13 protein-coding genes and 1 pseudogene are annotated in these 16,533 nt (G+C 50.4%); 10 read left to right on the plus strand and 4 right to left on the minus strand.

Annotation, left to right across the window (positions count from 1 at the left end; all coding sequences use genetic code 11):
- Window positions 1-69 precede the first annotated feature (69 nt).
- Window positions 70-963, plus strand: coding sequence for a non-homologous end-joining DNA ligase (gene ligD, locus ACFSUC_RS04345; protein WP_379928265.1), 894 nt, complete (start codon window positions 70-72; stop codon window positions 961-963).
- A gap of 11 nt (window positions 964-974) precedes the next feature.
- On the opposite strand, the gene cls is transcribed toward ligD, so the two are convergent.
- A complete protein-coding gene (gene cls, locus ACFSUC_RS04350) occupies window positions 975-2,387 on the minus strand; it encodes a cardiolipin synthase (RefSeq protein WP_379928266.1) in 1,413 nt (470 codons plus the stop codon).
- Between the two features lie 145 nt (window positions 2,388-2,532).
- Here cls and ACFSUC_RS04355 point away from each other — a divergent pair, with 145 nt between their 5' ends.
- From ACFSUC_RS04355 to ACFSUC_RS04380, 6 genes are all read left to right on the plus strand, one after another.
- Complete coding sequence (locus tag ACFSUC_RS04355) at window positions 2,533-4,119, plus strand: spore germination protein (protein ID WP_379928459.1); 1,587 nt, start codon at window positions 2,533-2,535, stop codon at window positions 4,117-4,119.
- Window positions 4,120-4,124: 5 nt separating this feature from the next.
- On the plus strand, window positions 4,125-5,309 hold the full coding sequence (locus ACFSUC_RS04360) for a Ger(x)C family spore germination protein (protein WP_379928267.1): 1,185 nt from the start codon (window positions 4,125-4,127) through the stop codon (window positions 5,307-5,309).
- Entirely contained in the window at window positions 5,310-5,537 is a 228-nt protein-coding gene (locus ACFSUC_RS04365) for a hypothetical protein (protein WP_379928268.1), read from the plus strand.
- A 22-nt stretch (window positions 5,538-5,559) separates the two neighbouring features.
- The gene (locus ACFSUC_RS04370; protein ID WP_379928269.1) at window positions 5,560-6,957 is read left to right on the plus strand and encodes a GerAB/ArcD/ProY family transporter; all 1,398 of its coding nucleotides are present in this window, start codon (window positions 5,560-5,562) and stop codon (window positions 6,955-6,957) included.
- A gap of 81 nt (window positions 6,958-7,038) precedes the next feature.
- Window positions 7,039-8,052, plus strand: a complete 1,014-nt coding sequence (locus ACFSUC_RS04375) for a peptidoglycan DD-metalloendopeptidase family protein (RefSeq protein ID WP_379928270.1) — start codon at window positions 7,039-7,041, stop codon at window positions 8,050-8,052.
- Between the two features lie 14 nt (window positions 8,053-8,066).
- Window positions 8,067-8,498 carry a bactofilin family protein gene (locus ACFSUC_RS04380; RefSeq protein WP_379928271.1) on the plus strand — a complete coding sequence of 144 codons (432 nt, stop codon included), beginning with the start codon at window positions 8,067-8,069 and terminating at the stop codon, window positions 8,496-8,498.
- Between the two features lie 92 nt (window positions 8,499-8,590).
- On the opposite strand, the gene ACFSUC_RS04385 is transcribed toward ACFSUC_RS04380, so the two are convergent.
- Window positions 8,591-9,370, minus strand: coding sequence for an ABC transporter permease (locus ACFSUC_RS04385; RefSeq protein ID WP_379928272.1), 780 nt, complete (start codon window positions 9,368-9,370; stop codon window positions 8,591-8,593).
- Complete coding sequence (locus ACFSUC_RS04390) at window positions 9,363-10,289, minus strand: ABC transporter ATP-binding protein (RefSeq protein ID WP_379928273.1); 927 nt, start codon at window positions 10,287-10,289, stop codon at window positions 9,363-9,365. Before ACFSUC_RS04390 ends, ACFSUC_RS04385 begins: the two co-directional genes overlap by 8 nt.
- A 191-nt stretch (window positions 10,290-10,480) precedes the next feature.
- Here ACFSUC_RS04390 and ACFSUC_RS04395 point away from each other — a divergent pair, with 191 nt between their 5' ends.
- Together ACFSUC_RS04395 and ACFSUC_RS04400 are read left to right on the plus strand one after the other, a co-directional pair.
- Window positions 10,481-11,662, plus strand: coding sequence for a sensor histidine kinase (locus tag ACFSUC_RS04395; RefSeq protein WP_379928274.1), 1,182 nt, complete (start codon window positions 10,481-10,483; stop codon window positions 11,660-11,662).
- A gap of 75 nt (window positions 11,663-11,737) precedes the next feature.
- Window positions 11,738-12,433 carry a response regulator gene (locus ACFSUC_RS04400; protein WP_379928275.1) on the plus strand — a complete coding sequence of 232 codons (696 nt, stop codon included), beginning with the start codon at window positions 11,738-11,740 and terminating at the stop codon, window positions 12,431-12,433.
- Here ACFSUC_RS04400 and ACFSUC_RS04405 read toward each other — a convergent pair.
- Entirely contained in the window at window positions 12,381-13,259 is an 879-nt protein-coding gene (locus ACFSUC_RS04405; RefSeq protein ID WP_379928276.1) for a glycosyltransferase family 2 protein, read from the minus strand. The two genes, ACFSUC_RS04400 and ACFSUC_RS04405, sit on opposite strands and share 53 nt — an antisense overlap.
- Window positions 13,260-13,421: 162 nt before the next feature.
- Between ACFSUC_RS04405 and pulA the strand changes: the two are divergent.
- Window positions 13,422-16,334 (plus strand): annotated as a pseudogene (gene pulA, locus ACFSUC_RS04410) (type I pullulanase); the annotation flags it as partial.
- Between the last annotated feature and the right edge of the window lie 199 nt (window positions 16,335-16,533).

Here is a 16,533-nt window from a genome sequence, read left to right on the forward strand (position 1 = left end):
CAACCACGGTTTCAGCGGTCTCTCGTCCCACAAGTGTCCAAGCCTTGCATCCGAGGAGGAACAGATTAAATGGCAGTCAAAGACGCGTATTTGCTAACGGTAGAATCCCAGGAAATCACCCTCACCCATCCCCACAAACGACTGTGGGAAGAGCCTGTCATTACCAAGCTGGATTATGTGCATTATCTGGCGGCGCTGGTACCTTATTTACTGAAGCATACAGGTGAGCGCTGTTTAACTACCATCCGATATCCCCAGGGCATCAGCGGCAAATCCTTCTACCAGAAAAACTGTCCCGAGCATGCCCCTCCCTTTATCCACACCCATACACAGGATAACCTGAACTACATTGTCCCGACATCCCGTGCGGATTTCATCTGGATGGCCAACCTGGCATGTCTGGAATTTCATCCGGCCCTGCACCGTATACATGATCCACTCCCGGACTATTGGGTGATGGACATCGATCCTACCCATGAACGAGGGCCTGACGTCTGTGAAGCCACCTGTTTGGTCGGAGAAGCGCTCGCCGGCATGCACATTCAGTCCGTTGCCAAGACGTCCGGCGCTACAGGCTTTCAAATTCTCGTCCCCCTGGTGAAGGGACCCACCTTCGAACAGCTGCGTGCCCTGGGCAAGTTCATATCGCAGTATCTCGTGGAAACGTATCCGCACCTGTTTACCATCGAACGCCTGATCAAGGATCGCGGCAACAAGATTTATCTCGACTATCTTCAGCACTGGCATGGCAAGACGCTGGCCGCCCCCTATACCCCGAGGGCCAGACCGGGAGCGCCTGTCTCTGCCCCTGTCAGCTGGGAAGAAGCAGCCAACGGCGTGCAGGCGGCAGATTTCCATTTACTGAATATGGCGGAGCGGCTTCAGCAGAAAGGGGACCTCATCGAGAAGGTCCCCCCGCAAAACCTGCATGATCAATTGCAATATCTGCTTAGCCGAAGCTGAAGCTACCGAGATTACAGAAGCGGCGACAGCATTCTGCCGACGGCTTCCTTCATCTTCATCCATCTGGAACGCTGCTCGAAATCCTTCAGCTCTACTTCTTCACTATCCTTTAAATCCTGCTGAAAATCCCGCAACAGAACCGCGATGTTCTTCGGATCATACAGCATGGCATTCAATTCAAAATTGTCAAAAAAACTGCGCATATCCATATTCGCTGTCCCAACGGACGCGATCTTGCGATCCACAATCAGGATCTTGGCATGGATAAATCCCCGTGTATATTCATAAAATTTCACTCCGGCTTCCAGCAGTTCCTCCAGATAGGAGAGAGAAGCCCAGCGTACGAGCACAGAATCGGAACGCTGCGGAAAAATCACCCGTACATCTACGCCGCTCAGGGCCGCCGTCTTCAGCGCCATGATGACGCTGGAATCGGGAATAAAATACGGGGTTGTAATATACACGGATTCCTCGGCAGCGGAAATCGCAGAGAAGTAAGCTTCCAAAATCGAGTCCCATGCGGCATCGGGTCCACTGGCAATAATCTGCACCGGCTCCATGCCATGCTCCTCCAGATCCCCTTGAAACAAACCGCCTTCGATCAGTTCCTCTTCCTTGGACAGCTGCCAGTCCTTCATGAATACGTACTGGAGCGCATGTACGGCCTTTCCGGTCAATTTCAAATGCGTATCCCGCCAGTAACCCAGCTTCGGATTGCCGCCAAGGTATTCTTCGCCAATATTGATACCTCCGAGAAAGCCCACCTTCCCGTCAATCACGACCAGCTTGCGATGGTTGCGGTAATTCATGCGCTTGTCAAAAAAAGCAAACAGCGGCGGCAGAAAACAGGTGAATTCTACCCCGGCCTCTTTCAGCAAGGTGAGCTCCGGTTTCTTCAAATCCATCGTACCGACACCGTCAAAGATCAGGCGCACGCGCACCCCCTCCATCGCTTTCTTGCGCAGCAGCTTCAAGAAGGGTTGTCCAGCCTCATCAGGACGAAACGTATAATATTCCAGGTGAATATGTTCCTGCGCCTCTTTCATCGCCTTCATCATGGCTTCATATGTATCTACGGCATTAAACAACACCTCAACACGATTGTTCGAGGAAAGCGGGGAGTAGGGAATGCTGGCCAACAGCTTGCCAAGTCTCGCTGTAATCACAGCCGGCACCGGCTCACTCTTCAAATAAGACCGATATTGCCGCTTCATATCAAAGGGAGCATGGAGCGTTCGTTTTTCTACCTTTTTGCGGGAACGATACTCGCTCGCCAAAAAGTAGTACATAACAAAACCAATGATTGGGAAGACAAATAAAATAAATAACCATGCCACCGTCTTGGATGGCTTTCGAAATTCAAGAATCAATATGGTGAAAATCTGAACGATAACCAGACAAAGAAAAAATACGAGCCAGTGCATCCTGCAGCTCCTCCCGTGAACCAGGCTTGTGCGACCTTTCATGACGAACCAACTATTTGGACATTATATACCTGTTACGCCAAATTATCCACTTGTGGATAAGAAGAGGCATTGAATCGGAATCCGGAGGTGTGGATATGTGGATATGTGGATAAAAAAAGCAGGCAGAAAAAAAGCGAATCCGGTCCATACCGGAATGGAACACCCGTTTGTCGATGAGATGAAAGACATTCACTTCGCATCTTCTTTACAAAAAAACAAAGACCATCTGCTTCGCATCTTTTCCGACTGCTCCGATGTCGTCATCCGCGAATTCCAGATTCAGAAGAGCAAGAAAGCCTTCATCATATTTGTCGACGGACTTGTCAATTCCGATATGGTCAACGAGATGCTGCAATCTCTCATGGTATGGAAAGGAGAAGCGCTGACACCGGAAGCCTTGCAAAATGTCTCCCTACCTGTCTCGCAGATTCAGAGTACCGAACAGTTTGCCGATTTTCTCGTATCCGTCCTGGGCGGTGACACCGGTCTGGTCGTAGAAGGAAGCACAACGGCGATGATGCTGGGCGTGCGAGGGGCACCCGTTCGGTCCATCTCTGAGCCGGAAACCGAATCCGTCGTGCGCGGGCCGAGGGAGGGCTTTGTAGAAAGCTTGCGCGTAAACACCTCGCTGATTCGCCGCAAGATCAAGACCCCTGCGCTCAAACTGAAGCCCATGACAGTAGGACGCCAGACGAATACCAGTATCGTGATTGCCTATATGGATGACATTGCGGACCCTGCAACGGTAGCTGAAGTCATACGCCGCATTAAAAACATAAACATCGACGGCATTCTTGAATCAGGATACATCGAGGAATTTATTCAAGATACCAGCATCACCCCGTTTCCGCTCATTCAATATACGGAAAGACCGGATACGGTTGCAGCCAGTCTGCTGGAAGGTCGCATCGCCGTCATGGTGGACGGCACGCCGTTTGTTCTCATTGCGCCCTTTACCTTCTGGATGATTATGCAGGCCAGCGAGGATTACTATGAACGTGTGCCGATTTCCACCCTAATCCGCTGGCTGCGTTTTATTTTTTTGATCGTCTCCCTGTTTACACCCGCCTTCTATGTGGCGGTGTCCACCTTTCATCAGGATTTGATCCCCACTTCCCTGCTGCTCAGTGTGGCAGCATCCAGGGAAGCCATCCCGTTTCCGGCGGTCATCGAGGCCCTGATTATGGAGATTACGTTCGAGGCGCTGCGTGAAGCAGGTGTGCGCTTGCCCAAAACGATCGGTCAGACTGTGAGTATACTCGGGGCCCTCGTTGTCGGTCAAGCTGCGGTTGAAGCCGGCATTGTGTCTGCTCCAATGGTTATTATTGTTTCCATTACGGGAATTGCGTCGTTCACCATTCCCCGTTACAACGGCGCCATCGCCATTCGCATGCTGCGCTTTCCGCTCATTATTTCGGCCTCGCTGTTTGGTGCGGTAGGCATTGTCATCATGACCATGCTTATTCTCGGACATATGGCCAAGCTGCGTTCCCTGGGCGTGCCTTATCTCGCCCCGCTCGCTCCTGCCAATCCGAATGCCTTACTGGATATACTTATGAGGGCTCCGCTGCAGCTAATGAAGAAGCGACCACAGTTCTTGCAGGTACAAGATGAAGATCGACAATCGTCCAGCATGAAATCGATCTTTCTTAAATTTGGCGGTCAATATGGCCACAAGTCAAAGGAGTAGGGATCATGCCAGGCAAAATGACCAACACCATATCCAAGATGCTATGCGGCATCGGTGTACTGCTGCTATGCACCAGTTGCTGGGATCGGGTGGAGATCAATGATACCGCTATCGTAGTCGCAACCGCCATTGATGTCGCGCCAGACAATCAGGTTCGCATGAGTGTCCAGGTCCCGCTTGCCGGTCAGCTGGGCGGGGCCACGGGAGGCGGCGGTGGATCAGCAGGCAGCGGCAGCAGTTATTATGTCGATTCTGCGATTGCCCCCACCCTTCGCGCCGCGACAGCCAAGCTTCAGAAACGCATGTCGAGACAGCTGTTCTATGCACATCGGCGTGTATTCATCATTAGTGAAGCCATTGCCGAAAAAGGCATCCACTTTTATTTTGACGCGCTGGCAAGAGTGCCTGAAAACCGGCTGTCTGCCTATGTGGTCATCTCGAAGGGGCCCGCCTATGAACTCATCAATGCTCAGCCACGACTGGAGCGATTTCCTGCCGAATCCATCCGAGAGATTACCAAATCATTCGGGATGAAGCCCATGACACTGAAAAATGCTTCGGTCATCATGTCTCAAAAAGGCATGGACCTGACCATTCCTTATATGGAAGTGAAGGAAAATGAAATCGGGATTGAAACGTCCAGGGAAATCAACCATCTGGGCTACGCGCAGTTCAAGGACGAACGTATGGTAGGCACGTTTACCGGGGAAGCCGAACAAGGACTGCTTTGGCTTCAGTCCGACATTTTTCCTCCTGGCGGCACGGTGAAAATAAGCAAAAAAGCCGCGATTACGTACAATGTCAACCATGCCGAATTGTCGATGGACATCCAGCTGGAGGACAGCAAACCGCGTATATCCATTCGGGTGGACGCAGACCTGGGTATTCTGGAATCCCAGACGAACACCGATCTGCTGAAAGAGGAAACAATGAATCGCTTCAAGACGCTCATTCGGCAACAAATAGAAGATCAAATCGACGCAGCCTTAAAGCTGATGCAGGCGCAAAGGGCGGATAACATCGGGATTGGCAACGCTTTTGGACGCAAGTATCCGCAGCTGTGGCTGGATCGATATCAAGATGAATGGTCTGACGTATTCGGAGACCTGGACATTCAGGTGACCGTTCATCCCACGATTACCCGGATCGGACTGATCGAAGAAAATATCATCGGCGAGGGGGGCATCTAGTTGAACAGTCTGTTTCTCATTTTGTATTTGCTGCTGTGGCTTGCCTGCCTGGCCTGGGACCAGCTCGCCGCCAAGCCTGCTATGAAGAAACGTCCGTACCCGTTTTACGTGATCTACAGCTTGTCATTGATCTTGTACCTGTTTGTTTTGTTAGGGGTGAGGGTGCCTATGCCAAGCGACTATTTTTCCTCTACCCTGGCACCTTGGCTGATGAGTTGGATGAAGTGAATTTGCAGAGGAGGAAATGGTCATGCGAATCAAGCAGCTGGACAATCAGCAACGAGGAAGCAGAAGCAAACAACCTGACAATCGTCATAGTGCCCCTGCTTCCCAGTTGCCTAAAGAAATCATCAGCCACCGCCAGCTTTCCGGCATGATCACCACGATCGTGCTCGGGGGCGGGCTGCTCGTGCTGCCCAAGGAAATCCTCAACATTTTGCATCGGGATGCCTGGTTTGCCTTCTTTATTCCGATTCTGTTTATCTTCCTCATCGCCCATATCTACAAGACCCTGTCGGCCAAATATCCTGGCCGCAACTTATATGCCATCAATGAACAACTGTTTGGCAGATGGGGCGGGAAAGGCATTAACATCGTCTTTCTGATGATTTTCGGTATGTCTCTCGTACGGGACTTGTTCACCATTTCCTCCTTCATGCAGTCCACATTACTGTTAAGAACGCCATTTGAAATCCTGAACTTGCTCTTCTTTATCCTGATTATGTACTACGGGAGCATCAGCATTGAAGAGCTGGTGCGAATCAACGGCATGATCCTGCCCATGACCGTCATCCTGATTCTGCTGCTTCCGCTCTTTCTGCTCAATGAAATCTCTTTTCAATTCATACAACCTATTTTAATGAGCGAACCCAGACAGATGCTGTTTGGCAATATGGCCTATCTCGGTCTGTACGGGGACATGATGATGATTGGTGTCTTTCTGCACACCGTTTCCGACCATCACCGTACCGAATCTGCCATCCGATATGGCGGTGTGATATCCAGTATCTTTCTCTGCCTGCTGCTCGTCCTGTCTACGCTTGTATTTGGAGAAGTGCTGGCGCATCGCTTTTTGTTTCCCAATTACAATCTCGTTCAGCAAATCCACGTCACTGATTTTCTCGACCGGGTCGATCTTGTCGTATTCAGCATCTGGTTGCCGCTCATTCTGATGAAGGTGGCCTTCGCATACAAGGCCATACTGATCGGCTGGACCCAGCTAACCGAACAATCACACAGTAGGTATGATAACAAAGGACTGGCACTCGTTCTGCTGCTGCTCACCCTCTTTTCATTCGGCAATGTGTCCAAAGCGTATTCCACCAGCCATTACAGCTCCATTTTTAATTCGATCTTTGTGATGTTCCCGCTCCTGGTCCTGATCTATGTGCGCGCCCGTCTGTCACGATCTGGTTCCAAGCAGAAGAAAACAAAGCAATCCTACAGTTACTGGCTCGGGTGGGGCGCACTAATCCTGATCGGGGGCATGCTCTTTACCGGCACCTGGCTGGATATGCCTACCCCCTGGATGGGCAATATGATCGGGCTGTTGTACGCCTTCTTCCTCCTCTTCCTCGCACTATGCACATACATGGAGGTCATGAAGGCCGATCCTCAATCACAACAGAAAAAAAATCCATCTGCTTGAAGGATTCTGTATCCCGTTTATCGAATAAGGTCTTTCGTCCCTCTTTTTTTAAAGGGAATAGTTCGTTAGAAGGAGAACTGCATGCGCATACATACGAAAAAATTGACGATTGTTGTCATTCCTGAAGCAGACGCCTCTGTGCGCCGCTTCGCCATACAACGCAGCCTGCTCTGGATTGTTCCTGCCAGCATCCTCATCCTGTGCAGCCTTTGCGTGCTGTTCTTTTACCTGTATCAGGACAATGCCAAACTGCGCGCCACACTGGAACAGCAACTGATCATGAAGCAGGAAATGCATAATCAGACGGTGCAGCAAAAAGAGCAAACCATCGCCCGACTGGAAGCCGACATCACCGGATTAACCGAGCAAGCCAATCAGGTGCTGGAGAAGATGGAGCAGCTTGAAAATCTGGAAGATGAACTCCGTGATATGACCGCTCAAGGCGAACAGGCTCAAACGAATGGGCCAGCTGAACCGTTGTCTGAACCATCATCAGTGGTCCAGATTGCTTCTGCCGCTCAAGTGCCGATTCATACCGGAACAGGGGGCGTATCCCTTTCCCTGTACACGCTGGATGCCAGACAAATGGCTGAACATACGTCCGATACTTTTCATCATCTGACCGATGATCTGGATACGATGTTTGTCAACCTGCAAGATGCCAAGCATGACATGCTGGCCTATCAGCATTTGCAGGCCATGACCCCCAGCTTGTGGCCGGTACAATCGAGACAGATCACATCGAGATTCGGCTATCGCAAAGACCCGTTCTCGGGTTATGCCAGCTTTCATTCCGGCATCGACATCGGTGCTTCCACCCACACCAAGGTGATGAGCACCGCGGACGGGACTGTCTTGCACGCAGGGTACGATCGATCCAGAGGCTACAACATTCGCATCCAGCATGGCAACGGCATCGAAACGTGGTACATGCATCTGAGTGAAATGGTTGTGGACAAGGGTGATCAGGTTCAAAAAGGAGACTGGATCGGTCAAGTCGGCTCTACCGGACGAAGTACAGGGCCCCATCTCCATTATGAGGTGCTTGTAGATGGAGAACGTGTTGATCCCAGACCTTATATGAATACGAAGTAAAGCGAGGAATGCACATGTTCAAATCTAAACCGGCTTCTGCAGTCGATCCAGCCACGACGGATACGTTAATTGGAGAAGGATCTGTTTTTGAAGGAAACATCACTTCCAAAGCATCGATACGGGTAGAAGGCACCATGCAAGGCGATATTCATTGCGACGGGGACGTAGTCATCGGGGAAAACGGGAATGCCCACTCGAATATCTCCGCACGCCATGTGGTCATCGCCGGAGAAGTTCATGGCGAGATTCAAGCTTCCGGTATGCTGACTATCACGAGCAAGGGCAGACTGGAAGGCAATGTGAGCGCGGCCAATCTCGTCATCGAGCAAGGCGCCCGATTTACCGGCACCAGCTCCATGCGTGAAACGGCAGAAGCCCCTCAGGCTCAACCACAAGCAAAATCGAAGGCTTCAACAGAATCGAATGCCATCCATGCAGATGCATAACAAGTAAACAGAGAAAGGGTTGTCTGGCACGCGCATCGCGCTAGCAGACAACCCTTCTTTATTTCTATTGTATATCCAACATCCGTTTTCGCTTAAGCCGCTACATCCCGCTTGCTAAATACGACCCAGCTCACAATATTGAACACCACGAAGTATACGGCCAGTACACCCAGTGAGAAGCCCAGAGACATATGATCCGCAAACCCGCCAGTATCATCCATCAGATACATCGTCAGATCGAGATGCTTGAAAATGAGGTAATCACTCCAGGAATATCGCATGAAAATGGCTGTAATAATGGAACCGGTAAAATAAATGAACATCGCCAGACCAATCGCCAGCGAACTGCTGCGGAATGCGCTGGAAATCATAAAGGCAAACGTGGCAACCATCAGCAAGGAAAGCATGGTAAGCCCATAATATTTCAGCAAATAGACGAATGGATGTTCACTATCCGGTATTGCAAAGCTTTCCTGTGAGAAGTCAAAGCCGGTTAAGATCGCATTGAGCAGAAACAGCACCACAAACAATACAATACAGAGGAAAACGGCAAATATCAGCATGCTGATATATTTGGAGAGCAGTACCTTCGAGCGGCTGGATGGACGAATCAGCAGCAGCTTGATTGTCCCCCACGTAAACTCTCCGGCCACAATATCAGCAGCAATGATAATGGTAAAAATAAAAATAAAGAACGAGATCATGGAAAGGTTGACCATAGCTCCCCAGAACTCCGCAGAACCATCAGCAAGCGTCAGGTTATGGTAGGCAAACGAAGCAATGACGGCCACGACAACCATAATGCCGACCATGATCCATGTGCGCAGCCTGCGATAAATTTTCATATTTTCATTTAGTACAAGATTAAGCAATCTGATTCCCTCCTGTCACTTCTAGGAACTGGTCTTCCAGCGATTTGGTCACGGCGCGTATGCCATACACGTCGATGCCAGCTTCGACGATCTTTTTGGTGATCACCGGAATCTGCGCCCGCTCCAGTGTAAGCTCGACCGCTTCCTCAGAGACTTGTTTCAGCTGAAACGCCGTTTCCGAGCCAAGCAGACTCATGACGGCTTCGGCTGCCCCTACTTCGTATACATATGTACGTGCACCCGTTGCATCCCCATTCTCATCCTCAATCATACGTACATCAATCAGCTTGCCCTGCTGAATAATCGCCACACGATCACACATCATCTGCATTTCTGAGAGCAAGTGACTCGACACCAGGATGGAGATGCCTTCCTCTCTCGCGAGTCGACGCAAATATTCCCGCAGCTCGCGAATGCCCGCCGGGTCCAGTCCATTGGTCGGTTCGTCGAGAATGAGCAGGGATGGACGGTGCAAGAGAGCCTGCGCGACACCCAAACGCTGACGCATACCCAGTGAATACGTTTTGACCTTTTCGTGAATGCGTTTGGTTAAGCCCACCAGCTCGATTACTTCATCAATTCGTTCCTTCGTAATGCCATCATTCATTCTCGCGTAATGAACCAGATTCTGATAACCGGTCAAAAATTTATACATTTCCGGATTTTCTACAATCGCCCCTACTTCGCGGATGGCTTGTTCGAACTGATTGCGGACACTATGTCCGTTAATAAGAATTTCACCCTCGGAAATCGACATCAACCCCACCATCATTCGAATGGTCGTCGTCTTCCCTGCCCCGTTGGGACCCAGAAATCCAAACACCTCACCCTTTGGAATATCAAAGGAAAGCTGGTCAATGATTTTCTTTTTACCGATACGCTTGCTTACTTGCTTCAATTGTACGATTACGTCTGACATGATTTGGCTCCTTTCTCTTACACTCTCACTCATCTTACTCTTTTTTCCTGTCATGCAGCCAGTGCAATTCGTCATATCATCGGTCATATTCATGTATGACTGTTTTCACTATCTCTTTACTTACGTTTCTTATACAATATAGTTACAAAATCTCGAATATTTATGAAGATTCATCATAAAGGAGGATGGCAATGATTGATCGCAGAAAGTGGCACTGGCTCGATTGGGGGCTCTTTGCCATCCATTTCTTTTGGCATTTGCTTGGCATGTATTTTATTGTGTTTCAGCCAGCTGCACTCGGACATGTTCCGTTCTGGCCCTTCACCCTCTCCTTGCTGGGATCATTCGGACTGCCTCTTTTTTTCTGGAGACAGGGATATGTTCACAAGGGATGGTTTCCATTTGTCGTTCTGATTACAAGCGGAACACTCCAGTTCTACCTGTCGTTTTTTGTTCGCGAAGAAGTCGGTCTCATTTTGTTTCCGACCTTGCTGGTCGCCTATCTCGCTCATCGCAGTACATACATATGGGTGCTTCCGGTTTATCTGCTCGCATTTCCGTTGCTCACTTCCTGGCTCATCTCCGATGGCAGCGTATGGCTCTATCCGGATCTGTTACTGAACACTTTCCTGCTGTTCGGAATTGGCTTTTCCTTTGGACGCATTCTGGAATCCAATCGGGATATGCAGAAACTGCTGGATGAGAACAAGGAACAGTATCAGTTCATCAACTATCAGAATGAAGTGCTGCAGCAATATATTAAAGAAGTCGAGGCCCTCAGCAAGCTGGAAGAACGCAACCGGCTGGCCAAAGAGCTTCACGATACCGTGGGCCATACGTTTACATCGGTCATCATGGGCATGGACGCTGTTCATTATTTGATGGATACCGCGCCTGAAGAAGCCAAGAAGAAGCTCGATGTGCTGCGTGAGGTGACCCGTACCGGGCTGGATGAAATTCGTAAAAACATCCATCAGATTGCGCCTGAATCGGAGGAAGTTCAACTCCTGGCGTACTTGCAGCGCCTCACCGATGACTTTGCCCTCCATACGCAAACCAGCATCAACCTGCGTACGATCGGGACACCGGTGGAGTTGTCACGCACCTTGAAAATGAATGCCATCCGCTGCATTCAGGAAGCGCTGACCAATGCGAAAAAGCATGGACAGGCCAAACATATTCAAGTCGTGCTGGCTTATCGACCTCAGGCTTTTCATGTTGAAATTGAGGATGATGGCATCGGGACCGACAAACTGATATACGGATTTGGACTAAAATCGATGAAGGATCGCGTACAAGGGCTGAACGGAACCCTTCGCACGACCTCCAGACTGCATGAGGGCACCCGTGTCACATGCACATTTCCGCTGTAGCCCCCTTCCCCGGCAGATGCACACAAGGGACGGCGGCCCAGGATGGCAAACGATTATGTCAAAGGAGTCTTGCTCATGTCAATCAAAGAGGAAATCAGAATCTTGCTGGTCGACGATCAGGATCTCATTCGGGAGAGCCTGCATATCGTGCTCGATATGGACCCCGAACTGAAGGTAGTAGGAATGGCGGAAAACGGACTGAAAGCGCTGGAAATGTGTGAAGAGCTATCCCCGGACGTCGTGCTCATGGATATCCATATGCCAGTTATGGACGGCGTAGCAGCTACACAGAAAATCAAAGCCCAGTATCCACATATCCGCGTGATCGTGCTGACCACCTTCCAGGAGGTGGACTATGTGGTGGGAGCGATTAGTGGCGGCGCGGAAGGTTATCTGCTCAAGGCTATTCACCCGAGAGAACTAATCTCCGGCATCAAGTGGGTTCAGCAGGGCGGCAGTCTCATTCCGCAGGATATCGCTCAAATGCTGGTCAGCCAGTTGAAAGAACAATCCAATGAAACCACACAAGGACAGGAAGCCGCCCCGCCTTCACTGCTTCACAAGCGCCAGGACGACCTGTACGGATTAAGTGAACGCGAACTGCAGGTCCTCGAATGCATCGCCAACGGTCTCAACAATCGTGAAATCGCTGAAAAACTGTATTTGTCCGAAGGAACCGTCAAAAATTACATCTCCAGCATCTATTCCAAGCTCGATGTCAGAGATCGGATTCAGGCAGCGAGGAAAGCCCAGGATGAGGGGATGATTTGACTGATTGAGGGTAGCGGCTGTAAATGGGCGAGCCATCCCATATGCGGCGGGTGACGGCCTGACGGGCAGCCAGCTCTGCACTTCGGGTCATCGTATCAAAATTCTCCATCTTCAGCATCCCCAGTCCATGCTTGCTGCACAATCTGGCGAGATACCTCCCGCGTTTCGGCGTGAACTGGGCAGACTGATGATCGCTGGCTCTGCCCGAGAAGGCATAAAACGTGCTAGCCACCGGCAAACGCGTCACCTTGCACGAGGCAGAGACTCGCAGGAAGAAATCCCAGTCCCAGTAATTCGCCACCTCTTCATCGAGCAGCCCGATCTTGTCGTGAACGGATCGTTCATAGAGGGTGCCTGAGGGAATGATCGTCAGAAACGATCGCAGCAGCACCGGATCATACGCAAACGAAAACGGGGTTCGAGTCGTTGACTGCCTTCCCAGCTCCCCCATCTCATACCGGAAAATTTCCGCATCACTGTAGACCAGCTGTGCCTGCTCCCTCTCCAACGCTTCCAGCATAAGCTCCATGTGCCTCGGAGCGACCAGGTCATCATCATCCAGCAGCATGATGTATCGGGTGACGGCCTGCTTGATCGCTGCATTTCGCGCCGCGACATGACCACGGTTGCGCGGAAATGAAATCACCTTGATCAACAGCTCCGGGTAACAAGCTACCACGGGCATGACATCCGTTCCCCCGTCATTGACAATGATAACCTCAAATCTCTTCTCACTCTGCCTGCTTAACGATTCTAAAGCTTCTGCCAGTGTCATCAATCGATGAAAGGTAGGAATCACGACGGTTGCAACTGCACTCGTATCCACTTCATTCCCTCTTTCTATTTTCTTTTCATTGTATCAAATTTCCAATCTTCTCTTCATCTCTTCTCTCTTGGCAACCTGCTGATCATCCGATATAATAAAAGATGCAAACGTTTTCAATGCGCTTGCACACGGGTAGACAGACAGAAGGGGGACATAAATAAAATGAGAAAAAAATGGATCGCGATGCTTGCAGCTTTGATGATGCTGATGAGTGTGATTTCGCCATCGCCAGTTTTGCAAACGGTTTCAGCAGAAGCACAGACCCAGGTAACCATTCACTATCAGGCTGCGGAAGGCAGTACGCAGGACTGGAATCTGTGGGTTTGGCCGAAAGGTGGAGACGGGGCCGCTTATCCGTTCACTGGCACTGATGCCTTCGGTCAGGTCGCCGAGATTACCCTGAACGGGGATCACACCTCCGTCGGTTTTATCGTACGGACAGATGACTGGGAAAAAGATATCGATGAGGATCGCTTCATCGAGGATATATTGGGCGGAGAAGCAGAAATCTGGCTGATTGGCGGTGATTCGACCGTCTATACCTCCGAACAAGGCAAACCGAAAGAAGAACAGCGCTTTGACGAAGTAGAGGTCACAGTTCACTACTACCGCTATGACCAGAACTACGAAGGATGGAATCTGTGGGCATGGCCCGAAGGAAAGGACGGGGCGTCGTATTCCTTTAGCGAACAGGACGATTTTGGCGCTGTAGCTCGCTTCACCTTGACTGGCATGCAGGACGCCAGTCAAATCGGATTCATCGTACGGCAAAGTACAGCAGATAATGAATGGAACGACAGAGAATTCGGAGATCGCTTCATATCCAAAATAAAGGAGGATGGTACGGCAGAAATCTGGCTGGCCCAGAACCAGGAACGCGTGCATTATAAGGAATCCCAGGTAGATCGTTCTCCCCGTATTATGAGTGCAGAGCTCGATGAAATTGATACCTTGACGATCGAAACCAATATACCGTTCAAGCCGACGGACGGCGACATGGGCTTTTCTCTGAAGAGCGAGCAAGCCAGCCCTGCCATTCTGAAGGTCACTCCGCTTGATCTGAGTGAAGACGGCTATATGAGGAATGCGGAAATTCAGCTCAAGGACCCGGTTGATCTGAATCAGTTTTATACGTTGTACAAAGAAGGCTATATCGAGGCCAGTCTGACCATGGGAGACATTTTCAGCAGCCAATCCTTTGAAGACATCATGACGTATGAGGGCGAAGACCTGGGTGCCGTATATACGAAGAATGAGACCCGATTCAGAGTGTGGGCGCCTACTGCGAGAGAAGCAAAGTTGGTCACCTATGACAGCTGGGATACCGAGAACGGAACGGAGCTGGATATGCAGAGAGATGCAAACGGCACTTGGATCGCCAAGCTGGACGGGGATCAGGACGGAACGATCTATACGTACAAAGTATTGATCGGGGACAGCTGGAACGAAGCCGTCGATCCATATGCCCGTACCGTAACGGTGAACGGAGACCGGGGCGTTGTCGTTGATTTGGATAAAACGAATCCGGACGACTGGAAGCCCGATTCCAAGCCAGCCTTCGAACATGCGGTCGATGCCATCATCTATGAGCTTCATGTGCGCGATTTATCCATGCATCCCGAGAGCGGCATTACGCACAAAGGAAAATTCCTCGGTCTGACAGAAAAAGGGACCACCGGTCCCAATGGTACCAAGACCGGACTGGATCACATTCTCGATCTCGGTGTGACCCATGTACAGATTCTGCCGTTCTATGACTATGCGAGTGTCGATGAGACAAAACTGGACACCCCTCAGTTCAACTGGGGCTATGATCCAAAAAATTACAATGCACCGGAAGGTTCATACGCGACAGACCCTTACAATCCGTATACACGCATCACAGAATTGAAAAAGACGATTCAAACCTTGCATGACCATGATCTGCGCCTCATTATGGATGTGGTATATAATCATGTGTTTGCAGTCAATACCTCCAGTCTGCACCAGCTCGTTCCCGGGTACTACTTCCGCTATACGGAGGATGGACAACTGGTCAACGGTTCCGGCGTAGGCAATGACACGGCTTCCGAACGAAAAATGATGCGCAAGCTGATCGTCGATTCCGTCGTTTACTGGGCGAAAGAATACAACATAGATGGCTTCCGGTTTGACCTGATGGGCATACACGATATCGATACGATGAATGAGGTGCGCGCAGCGCTCGATGAGATTGATCCATCGATCATCACCATCGGGGAAGGGTGGGATCTCGGTACACAGCTTGATGCCGGGGAAAAGGCCAATCAGAACAATGCCAGTCAATTGCCGGGCATTGGACAATTCAATGATTCCACCCGGGACGGTATCAAAGGCTCCGTCTTCAACCAAAATGAGCCTGGCTGGGTGAACGGGAAATACCAGGATTCCTATTTGATCAAGGGAGCAGCGGCCGGGGGCGTCTTTTACAATTCGCTCATTCAGCATTATGCCGTAGAGCCTGATCAGTCCGTCAACTATGTAGAAGCACACGACAATAACACCTTGTGGGATAAATTGACCTTTACCAATCCCGATGCCTCCGATGAGGAAAAGGAAAGCATGCACAAGCTGGCTTCTGCCATCGTCCTCACTTCCCAAGGTATCTCCTTCCTCCACGCCGGACAGGAATTTATGCGCACCAAGGGCGGTGACGAGAACAGCTATCGCTCCCCTGACAGCGTCAATCAGCTTGACTGGGTGCGCAAAGATCAGTATCAGCATGTGGTGGATTATTTCAAGGGCATGATTGAATTGCGAAAAAGCCACCCCGCTTTCCGTATGACGTCCGCGGAAGACATTCAGGAGCATATCGCTTTTATTGACACGCCGAGTGAAGTGGTCGCCTACACCATAAACGATCATGCCAATCAGGACAGTTGGGAAACCATTGCGGTTGTGTACAACGCAGACAAGAACAATCAGCAGGTCACCCTTCCGAAGGATGGAAGCTGGCATGTCGTCTTGAACGGCGAGCAGGCGGGAACCCAGCCGATTACGACGCTGGAAGGAAATCAGATTGACGTGCCTGCCAGGAGTGCCATGGTGCTCTATCAGGGAGAGAACAACGGCCTGGCAGCCGAAGGTGACGAAGAGGACCTTGCGGCAGCCTCCTCGAATTCCCAGACACTCATCTGGTCTCTTGCCGCCGCGCTTCTGGTCATCCTTGCCGCTGGAGCTTTCTTCCTGTGGAAGCGCAAGCAGTCTTCCAGCACATCTGTCTAATCATTGATGATCTTAATCATTTATGACATAT

Origin of the sequence: Marinicrinis sediminis (genome assembly GCF_042685085.1) — a bacterium.
Lineage (GTDB): Bacteria > Bacillota > Bacilli > Paenibacillales > KCTC-33676 > Marinicrinis > Marinicrinis sediminis.

Bases quoted from the DNA above. Each gene is read 5' to 3' on its own strand.
- ligD (WP_379928265.1), top strand. From the start codon at position 70: ATGGCAGTCAAAGACGCGTATTTGCTAACGGTAGAATCCCAGGAAATC.
- cls (WP_379928266.1), bottom strand. From the start codon at position 2,387: ATGCACTGGCTCGTATTTTTTCTTTGTCTGGTTATCGTTCAGATTTTC.
- ACFSUC_RS04355 (WP_379928459.1), top strand. From the start codon at position 2,533: ATGTGGATAAAAAAAGCAGGCAGAAAAAAAGCGAATCCGGTCCATACC.
- ACFSUC_RS04360 (WP_379928267.1), top strand. From the start codon at position 4,125: ATGCCAGGCAAAATGACCAACACCATATCCAAGATGCTATGCGGCATC.
- ACFSUC_RS04370 (WP_379928269.1), top strand. From the start codon at position 5,560: ATGCGAATCAAGCAGCTGGACAATCAGCAACGAGGAAGCAGAAGCAAA.
- ACFSUC_RS04375 (WP_379928270.1), top strand. From the start codon at position 7,039: ATGCGCATACATACGAAAAAATTGACGATTGTTGTCATTCCTGAAGCA.
- ACFSUC_RS04380 (WP_379928271.1), top strand. From the start codon at position 8,067: ATGTTCAAATCTAAACCGGCTTCTGCAGTCGATCCAGCCACGACGGAT.
- ACFSUC_RS04390 (WP_379928273.1), bottom strand. From the start codon at position 10,289: ATGTCAGACGTAATCGTACAATTGAAGCAAGTAAGCAAGCGTATCGGT.
- ACFSUC_RS04395 (WP_379928274.1), top strand. From the start codon at position 10,481: ATGATTGATCGCAGAAAGTGGCACTGGCTCGATTGGGGGCTCTTTGCC.
- ACFSUC_RS04400 (WP_379928275.1), top strand. From the start codon at position 11,738: ATGTCAATCAAAGAGGAAATCAGAATCTTGCTGGTCGACGATCAGGAT.